Annotated in this window: 19 protein-coding genes; 12 read left to right on the top strand and 7 right to left on the bottom strand. The window is 71.2% G+C overall.

Going from position 1 to position 17,376, the window contains the following annotated elements:
• Positions 1-158: 158 nt before the first annotated feature.
• Positions 159-1,193 carry a hypothetical protein gene (locus tag DPM19_RS13110; RefSeq protein ID WP_146778846.1) on the top strand — a complete coding sequence of 345 codons (1,035 nt, stop codon included), beginning with the start codon at positions 159-161 and terminating at the stop codon, positions 1,191-1,193.
• Between the two features lie 293 nt (positions 1,194-1,486).
• Here DPM19_RS13110 and DPM19_RS13105 read toward each other — a convergent pair whose 3' ends face one another.
• A complete protein-coding gene (locus DPM19_RS13105) occupies positions 1,487-2,665 on the bottom strand; it encodes an acyl-CoA dehydrogenase family protein (protein ID WP_111866838.1) in 1,179 nt (392 codons plus the stop codon).
• Positions 2,666-2,667: 2 nt separating this feature from the next.
• Positions 2,668-3,687: an acyl-CoA dehydrogenase family protein gene (locus tag DPM19_RS13100; protein WP_111866836.1), complete on the bottom strand. Its 1,020-nt coding sequence runs from the start codon at positions 3,685-3,687 to the stop codon at positions 2,668-2,670.
• 360 nt (positions 3,688-4,047) lie between these two features.
• On the opposite strand from DPM19_RS13100, the gene DPM19_RS13095 reads away from it, so the two are divergent.
• The 3 genes from DPM19_RS13095 to DPM19_RS13085 are packed head-to-tail and all read left to right on the top strand — an operon-like array spanning position 4,048 to position 5,429.
• Positions 4,048-4,554 carry an SRPBCC domain-containing protein gene (locus tag DPM19_RS13095; protein ID WP_111866833.1) on the top strand — a complete coding sequence of 169 codons (507 nt, stop codon included), beginning with the start codon at positions 4,048-4,050 and terminating at the stop codon, positions 4,552-4,554.
• Positions 4,551-5,081, top strand: a complete 531-nt coding sequence (locus DPM19_RS13090) for a TetR/AcrR family transcriptional regulator (RefSeq protein ID WP_111866830.1) — start codon at positions 4,551-4,553, stop codon at positions 5,079-5,081. The genes DPM19_RS13095 and DPM19_RS13090 overlap by 4 nt, the downstream gene beginning before the upstream one ends.
• A 51-nt stretch (positions 5,082-5,132) precedes the next feature.
• Positions 5,133-5,429, top strand: a complete 297-nt coding sequence (locus DPM19_RS13085; protein WP_111866827.1) for an MTH1187 family thiamine-binding protein — start codon at positions 5,133-5,135, stop codon at positions 5,427-5,429.
• A gap of 42 nt (positions 5,430-5,471) precedes the next feature.
• Here DPM19_RS13085 and DPM19_RS13080 read toward each other — a convergent pair whose 3' ends face one another.
• Positions 5,472-5,945: a tetratricopeptide repeat protein gene (locus tag DPM19_RS13080; RefSeq protein WP_111866824.1), complete on the bottom strand. Its 474-nt coding sequence runs from the start codon at positions 5,943-5,945 to the stop codon at positions 5,472-5,474.
• 253 nt (positions 5,946-6,198) lie between these two features.
• On the opposite strand from DPM19_RS13080, the gene DPM19_RS13075 reads away from it, so the two are divergent.
• Entirely contained in the window at positions 6,199-7,443 is a 1,245-nt protein-coding gene (locus tag DPM19_RS13075; RefSeq protein WP_146778845.1) for a poly(ethylene terephthalate) hydrolase family protein, read from the top strand.
• Between the two features lie 280 nt (positions 7,444-7,723).
• On the opposite strand, the gene DPM19_RS13070 is transcribed toward DPM19_RS13075, so the two are convergent.
• The gene (locus tag DPM19_RS13070) at positions 7,724-8,353 is read right to left on the bottom strand and encodes a class I SAM-dependent methyltransferase (RefSeq protein ID WP_111866819.1); all 630 of its coding nucleotides are present in this window, start codon (positions 8,351-8,353) and stop codon (positions 7,724-7,726) included.
• A 148-nt stretch (positions 8,354-8,501) separates the two neighbouring features.
• On the opposite strand from DPM19_RS13070, the gene DPM19_RS13065 reads away from it, so the two are divergent.
• From DPM19_RS13065 to DPM19_RS13055, 3 genes are all read left to right on the top strand, one after another.
• Positions 8,502-9,122 carry a pentapeptide repeat-containing protein gene (locus tag DPM19_RS13065; protein WP_111866816.1) on the top strand — a complete coding sequence of 207 codons (621 nt, stop codon included), beginning with the start codon at positions 8,502-8,504 and terminating at the stop codon, positions 9,120-9,122.
• A gap of 249 nt (positions 9,123-9,371) precedes the next feature.
• Positions 9,372-9,911 carry a DUF6328 family protein gene (locus DPM19_RS13060; RefSeq protein WP_199485061.1) on the top strand — a complete coding sequence of 180 codons (540 nt, stop codon included), beginning with the start codon at positions 9,372-9,374 and terminating at the stop codon, positions 9,909-9,911.
• 393 nt (positions 9,912-10,304) lie between these two features.
• A complete protein-coding gene (locus DPM19_RS13055) occupies positions 10,305-10,850 on the top strand; it encodes a hypothetical protein (protein ID WP_111867475.1) in 546 nt (181 codons plus the stop codon).
• A gap of 5 nt (positions 10,851-10,855) precedes the next feature.
• Here the strand turns inward: DPM19_RS13055 and DPM19_RS13050 are convergent, their stop codons facing one another.
• Together DPM19_RS13050 and DPM19_RS13045 are read right to left on the bottom strand one after the other, a co-directional pair.
• Entirely contained in the window at positions 10,856-11,323 is a 468-nt protein-coding gene (locus DPM19_RS13050) for a macro domain-containing protein (RefSeq protein ID WP_111866813.1), read from the bottom strand.
• A gap of 117 nt (positions 11,324-11,440) precedes the next feature.
• The gene (locus tag DPM19_RS13045) at positions 11,441-12,259 is read right to left on the bottom strand and encodes an ATP-binding protein (RefSeq protein WP_111866811.1); all 819 of its coding nucleotides are present in this window, start codon (positions 12,257-12,259) and stop codon (positions 11,441-11,443) included.
• 202 nt (positions 12,260-12,461) lie between these two features.
• Here DPM19_RS13045 and DPM19_RS13040 point away from each other — a divergent pair, with 202 nt between their 5' ends.
• Complete coding sequence (locus DPM19_RS13040; protein WP_111866808.1) at positions 12,462-13,313, top strand: helix-turn-helix domain-containing protein; 852 nt, start codon at positions 12,462-12,464, stop codon at positions 13,311-13,313.
• 5 nt (positions 13,314-13,318) lie between these two features.
• Positions 13,319-13,579 carry a DUF397 domain-containing protein gene (locus DPM19_RS13035; RefSeq protein WP_111867473.1) on the top strand — a complete coding sequence of 87 codons (261 nt, stop codon included), beginning with the start codon at positions 13,319-13,321 and terminating at the stop codon, positions 13,577-13,579.
• Between the two features lie 84 nt (positions 13,580-13,663).
• Here the strand turns inward: DPM19_RS13035 and DPM19_RS13030 are convergent, their stop codons facing one another.
• Complete coding sequence (locus DPM19_RS13030; RefSeq protein ID WP_199485060.1) at positions 13,664-14,557, bottom strand: alpha/beta fold hydrolase; 894 nt, start codon at positions 14,555-14,557, stop codon at positions 13,664-13,666.
• Between the two features lie 328 nt (positions 14,558-14,885).
• On the opposite strand from DPM19_RS13030, the gene DPM19_RS13025 reads away from it, so the two are divergent.
• Together DPM19_RS13025 and DPM19_RS13020 are read left to right on the top strand one after the other, a co-directional pair.
• The gene (locus DPM19_RS13025; RefSeq protein WP_111866806.1) at positions 14,886-15,479 is read left to right on the top strand and encodes a DUF4240 domain-containing protein; all 594 of its coding nucleotides are present in this window, start codon (positions 14,886-14,888) and stop codon (positions 15,477-15,479) included.
• 82 nt (positions 15,480-15,561) lie between these two features.
• Positions 15,562-16,803 carry an acyltransferase family protein gene (locus DPM19_RS13020; protein ID WP_233510115.1) on the top strand — a complete coding sequence of 414 codons (1,242 nt, stop codon included), beginning with the start codon at positions 15,562-15,564 and terminating at the stop codon, positions 16,801-16,803.
• The last annotated feature ends 573 nt before the right edge of the window (positions 16,804-17,376 follow it).

The raw sequence follows: 17,376 nt of genomic DNA, 5'->3' as shown, positions 1-17,376 counted from the left end.
GCGCTTCGACAAGATCTGAATTATTTGCCTGCTATGTGTCATATGCCACAGAAGCCGGAGTTCGCCGTGCGCTAGGACATGGTCTTGCCCTGCCGCCGCGTCAGCCACCGCGGGCAGGGCGACCACCATTCGGTGCGGGGGCACAGAGAAGAGTCATCATGGCTTCCAGATGGCGATACCAGGTGATCGTCGTCGTGGACATCGAGGATTCCGGTGGCGATCCCGGTGCGGCCCGGGCGGCGCTCCGCCGGATCGTGCGGGCCGCCCTGACGGCCGCGCACGTCCCGGCGGGGGACGTCCCGGAACCGGAGAACCGCGCCGCCGGCGGGATCTGGGTGCTGCCCGACACGGTGCCGAAGGCCGCGCTGACCGGGCCGTTCGTCGCCGGGTTGCAGGAGAGGCTGCGGGAGCGCGCCGGGCTGCGGCTGCGCGTCTCGCTGCACGCGGGCGAGGTGACCCGCGACGGCCGCGGCCGGGCGGGCGGCGCGCTGGACATCGCCTGCCGGCTCGTCGAGGCCCGGCCGCTGCGCGCCGCGCTCCGGGCCTCCGGCCGGGCCGTCCTCGCCCTGGCGGTCTCCCGCGAGTGGTACGACGCGGTCGCCGGATGCATCGACCCGGCGGCCTGCCGGCAGGTGCCGCTCACCGCGGAGGAACCGGACGAGGTGGCCTGGATCCACCTGCCCGGCGAGGACCTCCCGCCCGAGCCCGGCGAGCCCGTTCCCCCAGGGGAGGAACGGTTGCGGCGGGTCGCCGCCCGGCTGGACGAGTTCGAGACCGTGGAGGTCGCGGCGCGCGGGCACCGCGAGCACGCCGCCGCCTGCTTCACCCGGGTGCCGGACGTCCCGGACCGTGCGACCGCGCTCTGGTCCGCCCTGGAGGACCTGACCGACCGATGGGAGAGCGCCGCCGACCGGGCAGCGCTCGAATCCGGCGTCCACGACCTCGAACGGGCCGCCGAACGGGCGTTACAGCAGGTCCAGCAGGCCGAACGACAGTTCGGTGAGCTGCTGGACGAGCGCGCCGAGTTACGCGGCCGGCTGGCCGTCCTGCACGACGCGGACGTCGCCGGGGACCCCACGCTCGCCGAGCTGTACCGGCGGGCCCGCGAGTCGCTGTGGCGGGCGCCGTGCGACCTGCCCGCCGCCCGGGCCGCGGTCGAGCGCTACGCCCGGCGGCTCCGCGGCGTCCGGTGACCGGTGCTGGGAGGTTCGGTGCCCGGGTGCAGCGGGCGGCGGCGTGCTCGCGCAGCTTCACGCGGCGGCTCTGCGGCGTCCGGTGACCGGTGCTGGGAGGTTCGGCACCCCGGTGCAGCGGGCGGCGGCGTTCACCCGGCGGCCGGCGTGGGGGATGTTCCACGCCCTGGCCCGTCCGCAGACACGGACCGTCCATCCGCGGCGCACGTCAGCGACGGAGGGCCGCTTGGGCGCGGCCGCCGGCGCGGGCGGAAGCGCGGTGACGAGCGCCATGCCACCTGCGGGGGCCCGGGTCAGCCGCCGGGGCGGTTCCGGGGCAGGCCGAGGTGCCGCTGGGCGATGATGTCCCGGAGGATCTCGCTCGTCCCGCCGTAGACCGTGGTGACCACGGCCGCCCGGAAGCCGTGCTCGAACGCGCCGCCGGCGGGGGCGCCGGGCGCCTCCGGTGCCAGCAGCCCCTCGGCGCCCAGGATGTCGAGGGCGTCGCTGAAGTGCCGCTGCTCCGCCTCGGTGAAGAAGAGCTTGCGCATGGACCCCTCGACGCCGGGGATCCCGCCCTTGGCCGCCTGCCAGTTCGTCCAGCGGCCGAGCAGCCGGCCGACCTCCTCGTCCACGGCGATCCGGCCGATCCGCTCGGCGACCAGGGGGTCGTCCAGGACGGTGGTTCCGTCGGGGCGGCGCGCCTCGCGGGCCCAGGAGGCGAGGTCCTCGGCCAGGGTCTTCTCGATCCGCGACGGGCTGGAGACGCCCCGCTCGTAGATGAGGGCCACCCGCATGACGTTCCAGCCGCCGTCCGGCTCGCCGATGAGGGCCGAGCCGGGGACGCGCACATCGGTGAAGAAGGTGGCGTTGGTGACCTGGCCGCCGAGCGTGTGGATCGGCTGGAGGTCGTACCCGGGGGCGCTCGTCGGCACGAGGAACAGCGAGAGCCCCTTGTGCTTGGGGACGTCGGGGTTCGTCCGGGTGAGGACGAAGATGTGGCTGCACACCTGCGCCGTGCTCGTGAACATCTTCTGGCCGTTGATGACCCAGGTGTCACCGTCCCGGACGGCGGTCGTCTTGGCCGCCGCGGCGTCCGAGCCGGAGTCCGGCTCGCTGTACCCGAGTGCGATCAGGATCTCGCCGCGCAGCGCGGCGGGGATGTACTCGTGTTTCTGCGCCTCGGTGCCGGTGTGCGCGATCGTGTGGAGCACCATGGACGTCGTCGTCCACCCGTCCACGTGCAGGTCGCGCTCGGCGCACTCGTCGAAGATGGCCTGGGCGAAGGCGGGGTCGACGTCGCTCCCGCCGTACTCCGCCGGCCAGCCGGCGGCGAGGATCCCGTCGCGGGCGAGCCGCGCGTGCAGCTCCATCGTCTGGTGGCAGCCGGTGCGGTGCTGCTCCTCGGCCCAGTGCGGCTCGATGTTCGCCTCGGCCCAGGCGCGCGCCGTCGCGCGGTGCGCGGCCAGCTCGTCGGCCTCCCAGAAGTCCACGGTCATCCTTCCGTCGCGCCGGACAGGCGGTGGGGCAGTTCCGCGTAGGCGGCCCGGCGGTCGCCGGCCACCATGGGCCAGGCCTTGGCCCGCCGGAAGTAGAGCTGGATGTCGTATTCGAGGGTGTAGCCGTAGCCGCCGTGGAAGTGCAGGCTGTCGGACGCCGTCGTGAACGCGGTCTCCGCGGCGAACAGCAGCGACATCGTGGACAGCGTGCCGGCCGCGGGCAGGTCGACGTCGTGCGCCCACGCCGCCTTGTAGGCGAGCAGCCGGGCCCCTTCGAGGGCGGTGGCGTTGTCGGCCAGGCGGTGCTGGACCGACTGGAACCCGCCGATCAGGGTGTCGAACGCCCGGCGCTGCTTGACGTAGTCGACGCCGATCTCGAGTGCCCGGGACGCGATCCCGACGAGCGCCGCCCCGGTCAGTGACCGCCACTGGTGCACTGCGTCGCGGTGCAGCGCGACGGCCTCCGGCCCCTTGGCCAGGACGGTCGTCTCGCCCGCGTCCAGGGGGCAGTCGGCGACGGGCATCGCGCCGAGGTTGGGCACGGCGACGGCCGGCCGGCCGGGCAGCCGGACCGCGAGGAGTTCCTCGTCGCGGAGCACGAGGACCAGGTCCGCCACCGCGCCGGCCGGGACCAGCCGGGCGACTCCCCCGGCGGCCGGGTGCAGCGCCAGCGTCGCCAGCGACTCGCCGGCGACGGCGGCCGCCACCAGCGCCTCCGGCGCCGCCGCGGCGAGCAGGGCGTTGGCGACCGCCGCCTCGATCAGCGGCACGGGCGCGAGCGACCGGCCGAGGAGTTCGGCGGCGATGGCGAGTTCCACGAATCCGGCGCCGCCGCCGCCCCGGTTCTCGGGGATGGCGATCGAGCCGAGGCCCAGCTCGACCGCCTTGTGCCACAGGACGGCGTCGAACCCGAGGGGTTCGGCGGCCCGGACGGTCTGGGGCGGGGACTCCTTTTGGAAGAACTCGCGCAGGGCGGCGCGCAGCGCTTCTTGGTCGTCGGTGAAGTCCAGGTTCACGAAGGGCCACCTCTGCGACGTCGTCGGGCCGGTGGTCACGGCACCCGGCCGACACGACGATACGTGTCTATGACGGATATGGCAATTATGTTCGCCTATAGAAAGAGCGTCATTCTCACGCCCTGTTCGGCGGTCGTCCGCAGCGGGTCGGGGCGGCTGGATCGGCCCGGTCGCCAGGTGGGGCGGGGTCCGGAACCGCGCTCCCTCGACCTCACCGCTCGGCTCGGTCGCCAGGTGGGGGTGGGGTGTGGGTCGGCGGGTTCCGGAGTCGTGCGGGCGGGCCGGGTCCGGCCCGGGCTTGCGAGGCTAACGGCGTTAGCCTATGCTGTGGCTAACGCTGTTAGCCCTTGGAGGTCGGAAATGCCCGTCGCCCTGATCGTGCTCCTCGTCCTGGTCGTTGCCCTTGCCGGGCTCTACCTCTGGACCCGGATCGCCCCGCGCACCGTCCGCGCCGAGATCGAGATCGACGCCTCCCCCGACCGGGTCTGGGAGGTGCTCGTGGACTTCGCCGCGTACCCCGAGTGGAACCCGTTCATCGTGAGCGCGGCCGGCGAGGCCCGGACGGGTGCGCGGCTGACCAACCGGATGGCCAACGGCGACCGCGTCATGACCTTCACCCCCAAGGTGCTCGTCGCCGAGCCCGGCCGGGAACTGCGGTGGCTCGGCCGGCTCGGGGTGCCGGGACTGACGGACGGCGAGCACTACTTCCGGATCGAACCCGCCGGCGACGGCCGGAGCCGGCTCGTCCAGGGGGAGCGGTTCACCGGCGTGCTCGTCCCCTTCCTCGGCAGGGCGCTCGACGTTGCGGACGGGTTCGCGGCCATGAACGCGGCACTGAAGGCACGGGTTGAGAAGATGCCGGGATGAGCAGAGAGCGGCCGGCGCTCACGCCGCTGACCCCCCGGGCGACCGACATCGTGTCGGCCGCCCGGGCCCTGGTGGAAGACGAGGGGCGGGAGGCCCTGACGATGCGGGTGCTGGCCGGCCGGCTGGGCATCCGCGCGCCGTCCCTGTACAAGCACTTCCCGGACAAGGCCGCGCTGGAGGCCGCGCTGATCGAGCGGAGCCTCGCCGAACTGGGGGAGGTGTTGCACGCCGCGCTGGCGGAGCCCGAACCGGTGGCCGCGGTGCTGCGCCGCTACCGGGAGAGCGCCGTCGCCAGCCCCAACATGTACCGCCTGGCGACGGCCGGGCCGCTCGCCCGCGAACGCCTCGCCCCCGGCCTGGAGGACTGGTCGGGGGAGCCCTTCTTCCTGGCGACGGGCGACCCTTACCGGGCCCAGGCCCTCTGGTCGTTCGCCCACGGCATGGTGATCCTGGAGATCGACGGCCGCTTCCCCGGGGGTTCGGACCTGGACCGCACCTGGGCCGAGGGGGCCCGGGCGTTCTCGTGACCGTCGCCCGTCCACACCCTGTGGACGGCTGAGCTCCCAGGAGGAATCTCGATGATCGTCGCCTTTTCCATCACGCCGCTCGGGGTCGGCGAGGAGGTCGGGGAGATCGTGTCCCACGCGGTGCGGGTCGTCCGGGCCAGCGGCCTGCCCAACCGCACGGACGCGATGTTCACCTCGGTCGAAGGCGAGTGGGACGAGGTGATGGCCGTGGTCAAGGCGGCCGTCGACGCCGTGGCGGAGCACGCGCCCCGGGTCGGCCTGGTGCTCAAGGCCGACATCCGGCCCGGGGTGACCGACGCCCTGACGGCCAAGGTCGAGAGCGTCGAACGCCACCTGGCGGACGGCTGACACCGGCGCGCGAATCCCCCAGGCACTGGGAGCCGCCGGGGCTCATGCCTCCCGGGCCGGGGCGAGCCGGTCGGCGAGCCGATCCAGCCCCGCCCTGATCATCTGCCCGTACCCGTCGTCGCCGAGCGCGTCCACGGCGGCCCGGCCCCGTTCGAGATGGTCGCGCGCCTGGTCGAGCTCGCCGAGCCGGTGGTAGGCGTCGCCCAGGTTGAGGTGCAGGGAGGGGTAGAAACCGCGGACGGAACCGGCGACGCCCGCCTGTCCGGCCCGCTCGTCGGTGACCAGGTCGGCCGCGGCCAGCGCCCGCAGGTCCCAGCGCAGCTCCTCGCGCACATCGTCCTGCACGTCGGCCATGTAGTGCGCGAGCGCGCACCGGTGCAGCGGGTCGCCGCCCTCCCCGAGTTCGTCCCACAACCCGCCGAGCAGCCGCCGGGCGGCCTCCCGCTCCCCGGCGTGCCCCAGCTCGACCCCCCGCCCGATCCTGGCCATCATCTCGTCGGGCTGTACGTCGGTCATGCGCTCTCCTGCGATCGGCGGGCCGCCACGTGCCCGCCGAGGCTAACGACCGGCACCGACAACGCCCGCCGACGAGACCGGCTGGTGTTCGAACCGGCGATTTCCCCGATTTCGGCTTTCGGAATTCCGGCTTGAATCGGCGTAGTCCGATTCCGGAACGATCTTCGGTGATCGGGAGCAAGCCACGGCTTGCGCAACCGACACGACGGCGCGCCGGCGCAGTCCACCGGCGCGGCCAGAAGGGACGTCAGACATGTCTCGCATCAGCGGGCGCCTGCGAAAATTCGGCGTCGTGGCCATCGGCATCATGACCATGGGAGCTGCCGGCGCCATCACGACCCCCGCCTCCGCCGCCACGGTCTACAGTGAGGATTTCTCCAACGGGCTCGGCAGCTTCACCGCCTCCGGCTCCGTCAGGACCGGCACGTACGGCGCCCGGTTGAGCGGTTCGCTGCTCTCCGACCCGTCCATCACGTCCGCGCCCATCGACCTGGCCGGGTACAGCGGCGTGACGGTGTCCTACACCCGGGCGGCGTCCGGGCTGGACGCGGGCGAGACCTTCACCGCGGCCTACTCGGTCGACGGCGGCTCGTTCACCCCGCTGGAGTCGCTGCGCACCGCCACGGGTGCGGCGTCGTTCCGCCTGCCCGCCTCGGTCGACGGCCGCGACCTGCGGCTGCGGTTTTCGCTGGACGCCAGCAGCGCCCTGGAGACGCTGACCGTCGACAACGTGCTTGTCGATGCCACGAACGGCGGGGACCCGGACCCGCCGGGCGGGTCGCTGCCCCCGGTGAGCGACGTCACCAGGCCCGGACCGTACGCGGTGACCATCAACCAGTCGGCCGGCCCTGGCCGGGACGGGTGGCTGGTGTACCCGACGAACGCCGGGCAGAACGGGGTGGACCACCCGGTCTTCGTCTGGGGCCCGGGCGCGGGATCCGACCCCGCCGACTACGAGGACATGCTGCGCCAGTGGGCCTCGCACGGGTTCGTCGTCTACAGCGAGGTCTCGTCCAGCAGCGGTGACTACATGGTCGACGCCCTCGACTGGCTGGAGGACGAGAACGCCAGGTCGAGCAGCCCGCTGTACCAGGACCTCGACCTCTCCGAGGTGGCCTTCGGTGGCCACTCCCGCGGGTCGATCGGGACGTTCGACGTGGCCAACGAGCCGCGGCTGGAGACCACCGTCCACGTGGCCGGCGGCTCCTTCGACGGCAACGGCCCGGACAACCTCCGGAACCCGGCGCTCTACATCGGTGGTGACGACGACTTCGCCACCGGGAACGTGGAGCGCGACTACGGCAACACCGACGTGCCGGTGTGGTTCAACATCCTCGACAACACCGACCACATCATGGCCACCCGCAACGGCCAGCACATCATCACCGCCTGGCTGCGGTGGCACCTGGCCGACGAGGAGTTCCGCCGCACGGAGAACTTCCTGAGCCGTACCTGCACCTTCTGCAACCTCGGCGACGTCCAGTACAAGAACTGGTAACGACTGCGGTGACCGGGTGACGCCGCCCCGCCGGTACGCCGGCGGGGCGGCGCCGCCTTTCGGGACGCTCTGAGGCGTGTTCCGCAGTGGGCCGGGTTCCGATGGCCTTGGTCCGCTCGCGCGGGCCCCGGCCGCCCTGACGTGGCACGCCTTGCCTGCGCCGGTGATCGTTGAGGATCGGTGGTGCTCTGGCACCACCGATCCTCAACGATCATTGGGCAGGGAGCCGGAAGCCGGCGTTGGTGTACCGCGGGGCTGCTGGCCTCACTTTGAACAGGTCCTAGCGGCGGCGGGCCAGCAGGTGGGCGTCGAGGAAGCCCCGCTCGGAGGCCGGGTCGTGGAGCATCTGGGCGAACGTGACGAGCCCGGCTCCGGCCAGCAGCTCGGCGAACCGGTCCACCGGCCAGCTGTAGGCGGGCGTCACCTTGTGGTCGAAGCGGACCGGCTCGGGTCCGTCGGTCGCGGGGAACGCGACCAGGAGCAGGCCCCCCGGTGCCAGGACGCGCACCTGCTCGGCGAGTAGCGCGGGGAGTTCCCCGGGAGGGGTGTGGATCATCGAGTAGTGGGCCAGCACGCCGCCGAGCGTGCCGTCCTCGACCGGCAGGGCCTCCATCCGCGCCTCGCCGAACCGCAGCGCCGGATGGGCTCGCCGGGCATGGTCGATCATGGCCGGGGAGAGGTCGAACCCGAAGGCGTCCAGCCCCAGGTCGTGCAGCATGGCCGTCAGATGTCCGGGCCCGCACCCGACGTCGGCCGTCCGCAGGTTTCCCGTCTCGCGCACCAGCTCGGCGAAGTTGCCGACCATGGCCCGCGCGAACGGGCGCGTCTCCAACCGATCAGCGAACATCGACGCGTACAGCTCGGCGATCCCGTCGTAGGCCGCCCTGGTCTCGTCCTGGTGCTCCGTCACGGGGGAAGAAGCTAACACCCGCCCACGTTCGCAGCCGTGCTCCGGCCCCCTCTCCTGGGGCCGTCCCGTCACATGATCACGGGACTGTCCCTGGGGAGGGCTACCGTGGCTCTGGCTCGTGCAGGCGAGCCGGTAAGGGGAGGTACGTGTGGCTGATCGGAAGCACGGGCGTCCCGCCCCGGAGACGCGGACGACCGTCCGGGCAGCGGACTGGGACGGGCGCGATCTTTCGGGTGAGCGCCACGAGCGGGTCGCGTTCGTCGACGTGGACATGACCGAGGCGGTGAACCATGGCGGTTCCTTCGTGGAGTGTGCCTTTCGCGGGGTGCGGTTCAACGTGTCCGCCCATTCGGATGCCGCGTTCGTCAACTGCACCTTCACCCGCTGCACGTTCTTCGACGCCGCGTTCACCGGGTGCAAGCTCACCGGCAGCATGTTCGACGGCTGCACCTTCGGCCTGGTGAAGGTCACGGGTGGGGACTGGTCATTCGTCGGGCTGCCCGGGGCCGATCTGAGCGGCACCTCGTTCAGCGGGGTGCGGATGCGGGAGGCCGATCTCACCGGGGCGCGGTGCGAGGGAGCGACCTTCGAGCGGGTGGATCTGAGCGGAGCATGGCTGCACCGGGCCGACCTCTCCCGGTGCGACCTGCGCGGGAGCGACCTGTCCGCGCTGGATCCGCTGACCACGGAACTGAAGGGCGCGGTCATCGACCCGTTCCAGGCCGTGGTGCTCGCCACCGCCCTGGGGCTGGACGTGCGGTCCGGCTGAGCCGCCGACCGCCCTGCGAGCGGCTTGTTCCACGGGAAACATCGGGCCGGGGGAGTCCGGCCGATCTCCGGCCGCAGCCGACACCGACGCGTCGAGACCGGGGAAGCCTTGCCAGAGCATGGCAAGGGTGGGGATGTTTCCGGCCTATCGTCGTGAATATGGGTGATGCCGGCGGGAGCGAGCGGAGCGCGGTGTAGAGGATCTTCCGGTGCCTCTCCCCCGAGGCGCCGGGATGGAAGGAGCGCGGCGGTGACTGCTGATCGCCCGACTTCCCCGCTGCCGGGCGAGAGCCCGGCCGAACGGGCTGACCGCAACTTCAGCGAGTTGCTCCAGGGATTCCGTGTCGCGGTGACCGGGGTGCAGGTGCTGTTCGCGTTCCTGCTGACCGTCCCGTTCTCCTCCGGCTTCGCCCGCGCCGCCGACACCAACCGCTGGCTGTTCTACGTGGCGCTCGTCTCGGCCGCCATCGCCTCGATGTTCTTCATCGCCCCGGTTGCCCAGCACCGCATCCTGTTCCGCCGGGGCCAGAAGGAGCTCCTGGTCCGCCGGGCGAACGTGTACGGCTTGATCGGTACCCTGGCGCTCGCGGTCTCGATGACCTCCGCCACCCTGATGGTCCTCAACTACCTCTTCGACGGGATCCTCCCGCTGGTCACCGGCGCGGGCGCGGCACTGCTGGCGGCCTGGCTCTGGTTTGTCGAGCCGTTCCTCCAGCGCATCAACGCCCATGACCACCCGGTAGGGCCGCCGCGCACCGACGACCCTGACGACGACACCCCCGCACACTGACGAGCCACGGCCACTCGTAGGGCTTCCGCGCACCGGATCGGCTTGTGCGTCTCCACCGCGGTGCGCAGGCCACGGCCACCCGCAGGGCCTCCGCGCGCCCGCCCTCGATGACGCTGCCACCGGAGTCGACCGGCCACGGCCACCCGTAAGGCCTCCGCGTGCTCTCGCGCTGAAAGTCTGCCGTGACCTGGACATGCCTGCCACGGCCACCCGTAGGGCCTCCGCGTGCTCGAGCATGGCCATGACGGAACGGGCCCGGGCCACCTTGTAAGGCCTCCGCGTGCCCGAGATCCCGGGCCACTCCTTGCGCGGAAGCCGGGACAGGGCGCGCGCCGAGGACTTACCGTACGAGTACAGCCCGTCACCGTACGGTCACCGATGAAGGAGGCGGCCGTGTCCTCTCCCTGCAGCCCCGACCACGCGCCCGTCGGTGATGTGGGAGCCGCGCTGATGTACATGGACTCCCAGCTCAAGCGCATCCGCACGGGCAGCGCGGCACAGGACGCCGACGACCTGCTGCGGCAGCTGATCGACTCGTTCGACGCCCAGGCGGCCAACGACATGATCGACGGCACCTGCACCCTCATCTACCTGTACATGCAGTGGCTGCGCCAGGCCCACGAGGCGCACGACCAAGACGTCGTCGAGCACGTCGTCCCCTATGTCGTGGGCACCCTGAAGATGATGCGGCGGAGCATCCGGCCCGAGGGCATCCCGACCATGGCGGGCATGCTGATCGCCGCCGCGATCGGCCTGAGCCCCACCCTCTGGCGCAAGCAGTACGGCCCGTGGACCGAGGCCGAGATGACCGCACTGGAGGCCACCGCCTTCCTGCTGGCCGAGCACGTCAACCACCTTGCCGGCGACGACGAGACCGCCACCCGCATGATCGCCGAGATCCTCGCCACCGTCGCGGTCGACGACGGCTCCCTGAACTGACGGGGTCACTGGTCGTAGACGGTGACCGGGATGTCGCGCTCGCACAGCCGCCGCTCGATCAGCGGGGCGACGCGCTCCCACTTTCCCCCGGCCAGCCCGCAGCCGATCCGCGGCATGTGCACCGAGGCGCCCAGCTCCGCGGCATGGTCGCCCAGCGCGGCGAGGCAGCGGTCGAGCGCGTCGTACCGGATCGGCGGGCCCTTGCTGCCGGTCCGGGTACCGCGCTGGGCGACCATGTTGGCCACCCAGATGTACGGGGTGACCTGGACGTGCCGCACGGCGCCCAGCTCGAACCCGTCCCGTGACCGGTACCAGGCGCGGTAGTCCCGCTCGGGCTCCTGCCACCGCTTGGAGATCGCCAGCACGAACCCCTTGCCCCACCCACCACGGTCGTTGCAGACATGAGCGATGACCTTGACGCCCTTGGCCTGGGGCACGGTCGCGTCCCCCCGCACGTAAACGATTTCGCCCATGACCGCACGGTAACCACCGATACCGACAGACTCCGGTCGGCGCGCACTCCGGCCCCCCGCCCCGCGGAACCACCGGTCTGGGAGGTCGGCGAAGGGTCGGCTCCGGTGTCCGGGTCTTTACCAGCGTTCGCCGTCCCTGCGTTTCGACGAGGCGGGTAGGGCCGGGGCGGTCATCTCCTCGTGGTGGCGGACGGTGTCCTCGGCGACGTCGACGAGGTCGGTGAGAGGGCGGTGGACGTAGCCGCCGGCCGGGTTCCGCCACCGGAACGCCCCGGGCGGGCCCGTCCAGATGGTGCGGTTGGGCAGGGAGACCAGCGATGTGCCGTCGCCGTGTTCGCGGCGGAGACCGGGCAGGCCACGGGCGGCGAGTTCGGAGTGCAGCGCCTCGGCGGCCTGGCGGGCGGACCCCGGCCGGGCCGGAGCGTACGGTGGCGGGATCGGGACGGTGAACCATACGGCCTTGCCGGGGACGGCCTGCCGTGCGAGGCGCGACCTGGTCAGGTGCCGCCCCCAGGCCCATGCCAGGGCCTCGACGATCTGCACGCCCCGCCCGTGTTCGGCGTGCGGGCCGGTCTTCCCGGCAGGTTCGCGCCAGCGCGTGTCCGGGTCGTAGACCTTGATCACCAGTTCGCTCACCGGGGTCCACCGGTGGTAGGCCCACAGCTCCAATGGCCCGCCGTTCCGCCGGAAGCGGCCCCGGGCGTCGCGGCCGAGCCCGTGCAGCAGCCCGTTGGTGGCCAGTTCGGACACCGCCAGCGCCACGTCGTGGACGAGGTCGTCGGGCAGGTCGAGCCTGGTCAGCTCGGTCCGGATCAGCCTGCGCCCGGCAGCGGCGCAGCGCTCGTCTTCCGGCAGCCGCCATGCGGAGCATCCTCCGTTGCGCAGGCCGGACGGGAGTTCGGGACCCGGCGGGATCGCCGGACAGGGGGTTTTCACGCTTGCCACCACCCGAGGGAGAGGGGGATATGTCGCCGGTGCGCGGCGATCACCAGTCGGGACGTCTTGGGGTAATCGCCAGCGGACTCTCTGTGCAGTGCTAGATACTGCTGCCAGCGCAGCGGAGTTTCAAGGAGTACGCATTAGATTCTCGAAAATCCGATGTACTGAACTTGGGCAAGTCGGATGAAAGGGGCGAATCATGCGGGAGATCCAGGCCGGTGGCTACAGCCCGACCATCAAGAAGCGGGCGCTGAGCCGAAAACTGGTCGCGCTACGCGAGCAGTGCGGCATGACCACCAGTGAGGTCTGCAAGCGCCTGCACTGGAGCCCGTCCAAGCTCAACTACATCGAGAAGGCCAAGTGGATCGACCCCAACAGCGACTCGGTCGCCGACCTCTGCGAGCTGTACGGCGTGGACGGCGCCGACCGCGACGCCCTGATCAGGCTCACCCGCGAGGCCCGGCAACGCGGCTGGTGGCGCAAGTACAACGACGTGTTCACAAGCGAACTCCCGGGCTTCGAGGCGGGAGCGTCGAGTATCCGGACATTCCAGAACACAGTGGTGCCGGGTTTGCTTCAGGTGCCCGAGTACATCGAAATGATCACTCGCATTGCTGGTATTGAGGAACCGGCAGAGATCAAGCGGCGCACGGACGCACGCTTGGAGCGCCAGAAGATCCTTCTTCGTGATCAGCGTTCATGTCACCTGCACGCTGTGGTTGATGAGCATGTCTTGTTGCGGATCGGCGACAAGGGGGTTCGGAGCGCACAGATCGCCCACTTGTTGAAGTTGGCCCAGCGTCCAAACGTCGAAGTGCAGGTCATACCTCTCGAAAAGGGCCTGTATCCCGGAGCGGGCGAGACGTTCACCTGCCTCATGTTCCCCGACTCCACCGAGCGGGACATCGTGTATCTGGAGACGACCGTGGATGGACGCATGCTTGAGGAACCGGACGAGCTTGAGCGCTATATGGTCAGATTTGACCGGTTGCGCACGGTGGCAATGGATTTCGAGGCCACTCGTGCTTACTTGGCACGACAGATTGAGTGAGCCTGATGAACGTATCCGAGGTCAACTGGCGCAAGAGCAGTCGCTCCCTTGGGGACAAGGAGGAGTGCGTCGAGGTTGCCGCTGTCTGGCGCCGGAGCCGTCGATCTCTTGGCAACAATGACAACTGTGTCGAGGTGGCTGCCCTCGCCGCCGAAGCCGTTGCGATACGAGACAGCAAGGACCCCGCCGGGCCGGTGCACCTCGTCAGTACTGGTGCCTTCGGTGCCCTGCTGACCAGCATCAAGTCCGGCGACCTGGACTTCTGACCGGCAGGGCCACCGCCCCCGGACCACCACTCCACGAGGCCGACTCGGAAGGGGCATGCCCATCGAGTGGCGTCGAGCCGCCGGTCAGGGCTCGTCGGGGTCCGGTGGTGGGACGTCCAGCAGGCGGGTGATCTCGCGGATGACGATCTCGGGCTCGGTGAACATGACGTAGTGGCCGGAGCCGGGGGCCGCCACGAAACGGCCGCGGTCCAGCAGGTCGGCGGTCTTGCGGTGGGCCTGGTTGATCGCGGGGCGCTGGGTGCGGTCGGCGAGGCCGGCCTTGGTTCCGCTGATGACGGCCACCTCCACCCCGTCGAGCCGGTCGGGGTGGTCGCGCAGGTGGCGCATGGCGGGGAGGAACTCGCGTACCTCGGCGCCCATGAGCCGCGCGCCGCGCACGGTGAAGTCCTGGCGCCGGAAGTCGGCGTACACGTCGTCCGGCTGGTGGCGGCCCAGGCGGGCCATCAGCCGGTAGATCCCGGTGCGGGCCAGGAACATGGTGAACGACCCCGCGTGCGCCATCCGGCGCTCGCCCGCGGGCGTGAAGTACTCGGGGGCGTTCTCGTCGGACTGGTCGACCAGCACCAGGCCGCGGACGGGGAACTCGCCCGAGGCGGCGAGCGTGCGGATGATCGGCCCACCCCAGCTCGCGCCGACCAGGACGAACGGGCCGGGCAGGGTGCGCAGGAGCTGGGCGAGGTCGGCGACGATCCGCTCCAGGGTGCGCGGGCCGGGGTCGTCGTCGCTGCCGCCCGCGCCGGCGCGGTCGTAGACGACGGCCGTCGTCTGTGCCGCGATCGCGGGCTGCACCAGACCCCAGATCGACCCGGAGAATCCCATGCCGGATTCGAACACCACGGTCGGCGATCCGCTGCCGCGGATCCGGTAGTGCAGCCGTCGCCCGTCGTCCAGGGTGCGGAACCGTGCCGGGCCGAAGGTGTGCTGGACGGCGGGATCCCGCTCGGCGGTACCGGTCACGATGCCACCTCTCCTCGCCGCCGGCCGCCGGCCGACCTGGACATGATGGTGTTCACGCGCGCCGCCTCCGCTCGGTCCCTCATCGGGTGGGTTGTTCCGGGGCCCTGCAGTTAAGTTAGGCAAACCTAACCTAACTTCATTGCGCGCGCATCAGGGCGAGTCGGCGGTCGAAGCCGGGAAGGGGCGCGACGCCCGGTGGCGCGGATCTCGCCGGCCGGTTCGCCGTGGCGCTCCGGTCGCCGGGTTCATGCCGCTTTTCTGGTGATTCCATGCCTCTTTCCTGGCGAAAAGTTGGGGTTTGTCGTATGGGGCCGCGACACTTCCGTGCGTGGACACCGATGCCTTCTGGACGATGATCGAACGTGTTCGGCTGCGGGCCTCCGACCCCGAGGAACGGCTTGGGATGCTGGCGACGGAACTCTCCCGGCACCCGCTCTCGGAGGTCGTGGAGTTCCAGATCTGCCACGACCGCGTCCGGGAACGGTCGGACACGCACCAGATGTGGGGCGCCGCCCACCGGATCTTCGACGGTCACTGCTCCGGGGACGGGTTCTGGTACTTCCAGGCCTGGCTGATCGGGCTGGGGCGGGCCGCCTTCGAGCGGGCCGTGGCTGACCCCGACACGCTGGCCGAGGTGGCGGAGGTGATCCGCCTGGCCGGCCGGCCGCTCGGGGAGTGGGCGGACGCCGAGTTCCCCGAGTGGGAGTCGTTCAACTACCTGGCCCGCACGACGTACGACGAGGTCGCGGGCACGGTGGAGGGCATCTACGCGGAACTGGCGAAGCGCGGCCACGACACGCCCGAGGACCCGGCGCCGGCCGACGTGCCGTGGGACTTCGACGACCCGGCCGAGGTGGCGGAGCGCCTGCCCCGGCTGGCCACGCTGTTTCCCCTGCCGGGAGGGAACGGGCGCGGGCATTGACGATCGGAGGGCCGAGAACGGGTTTTTCATGGAAATGGCCCTACCGACAGATCCGTAAAAAACCGTCATCTACTCTGTCGGGGTGGTGACTCCGACCGCTGAGCGGCAGCGCGATGCCGTGTCCACGACGACCCGGCTGGGGTGGCTGGACCTGCTGCGCGGCGTCGCCGCGCTGGTGGTGGCGCTGCACCACGCGACGTACTACTTCGTGCCGGCGGCACGGGCCCGGGTGGAGGTCTCCTGGCTGGAACCCGGCAAGTACGGCGTGCTGGTGTTCTTCCTGGTCAGCGGCTATATCGTGCCGGCCTCGCTGGAGCGGCACGGCCGGGTGCGCAACTTCTGGATCAGCCGGCTGTTCCGGATCTACCCGCTGCTGCTGGTGGCCTGCGCGCTGACCCTGCTGCCCTTCCTGCTGGGCGTCCGGGGGCTGCGCGGGGGACTGGAACAGTACAACCCGGTGACCGCGACACTCGCCCACCTGACGATGTTGCAGGACGTCCTCGCGGTGCCCAACGCCATCAACGTGCTGTGGACGCTCTCCTACGAGATGGTCTTCTACCTGCTGGTCGTCGCGCTGTTCGTGACCGGCGCGCACCGCCGGTCGGCACCGGTGGCGCTGCTGTTCGCGGTGGCCGCACTGGCGGTGGGCGCGCTGCTACCGACGACCCTGCTGTCCCGCACGGCGGGCGTCGACCTGGTGGTGGCGGTGAGCACGGTGGTGCTCGTCGCGGCGATCGCCGCCGCCGTGACGGACCGGCCCGTGCTGCGGGTGGCCGGCGGGGTGCTGGGCGGGGTGCTGGCGCTGGGGCTGGTGGTCGTGAACGGTCGGGCCGGCGCCTGGGAGGGGCTGGTCATCCTCGCGGTGATGTTCACCGGGACCGCGCTCTACCGGGCCGAGCACGGCCAGATCTCCCGGCGCGCCGGCGCGCTGGCCGCGGGCGGCGTGCTGGTCGCCGCCATCGCGGCGGGCTGCTGGAACGCGCGCACCCTGCCCGCGGACCAGGCGTCCGCCTTCGCGAGCTACTGGTCCGGTTCGGTGCTGCTGGCCGCGCTGACCTTCGCCGCGGGCTGGGCGCTGCTGCGGCACCGCCGGATCCCCCGCGTGCTGACCGGGCTGGGCACGATCAGCTTCTCGGTCTACCTCCTGCACCCGGTGCTGCTGATGGCCTTCGACCAGTTCGGGTTCATCCCCGAGCGGGAGGACCCGCTCCGGCTGCTCATCTTCGTGGTGATGCTGCTGGTGCTGAGCTGGGCTGCATACCGCTGGATCGAGGCCCCCGCCCAGAATCTCGGCCGCCGCCTGGCCCGCCGCGGCCGGACCTGACCCGCTGCGCGGCCCGGCGGCACCTGACCGGTTCCGGAACTGTTGGGCGAGGCCGACCGGGGGACCTGCTGCGCGGCCCAGCAGCGCCTGACCGGTTCCGGAACTGATGGGCGAGGCCGACCGGGAGGAGCCCGTTGCACGGTCCGGTGGCGTCTGACCGGTTCCGCCCGGCCTGCCACGGCCGGGCCCGACCGGAGAGTCCCGGTGTGGCGTGCCGGATCCGGGGCCGCCTGTGCATAAACATGGTTGTGGACAGTGTCGCTCCGATTGGGGACCGCGCTGGGGACACCTGGTGGAGAAGTTCGCGGTCGCCCAGGTGGGCCCCTGTGCACGAAGTTCTTCCACAGCCTGTGGACAATGTGGAAGGCGCTCGGCCCGTGAGAACCCTTGTGGACAACTCCACGCGCACTTTCCCCAGATCATGAACCTGTGGATAACGTGGCGCGGGCGATCGAACGCAATCCCCAGCCTGTGGATAACTCCGGTCGGTTATCGCCCGATCTGCCGGACCGCGCGGGAAGTGCCCGGCGGTACGGGCCTGGCCTCCCGGCCCTCCCTGGGCGAACTCGGCGG

This window comes from Actinomadura craniellae (assembly GCF_003289645.1).
GTDB lineage: Bacteria > Actinomycetota > Actinomycetes > Streptosporangiales > Streptosporangiaceae > Actinomadura_D > Actinomadura_D craniellae.
This window is presented reverse-complemented; position numbering and strand designations above follow the sequence as displayed.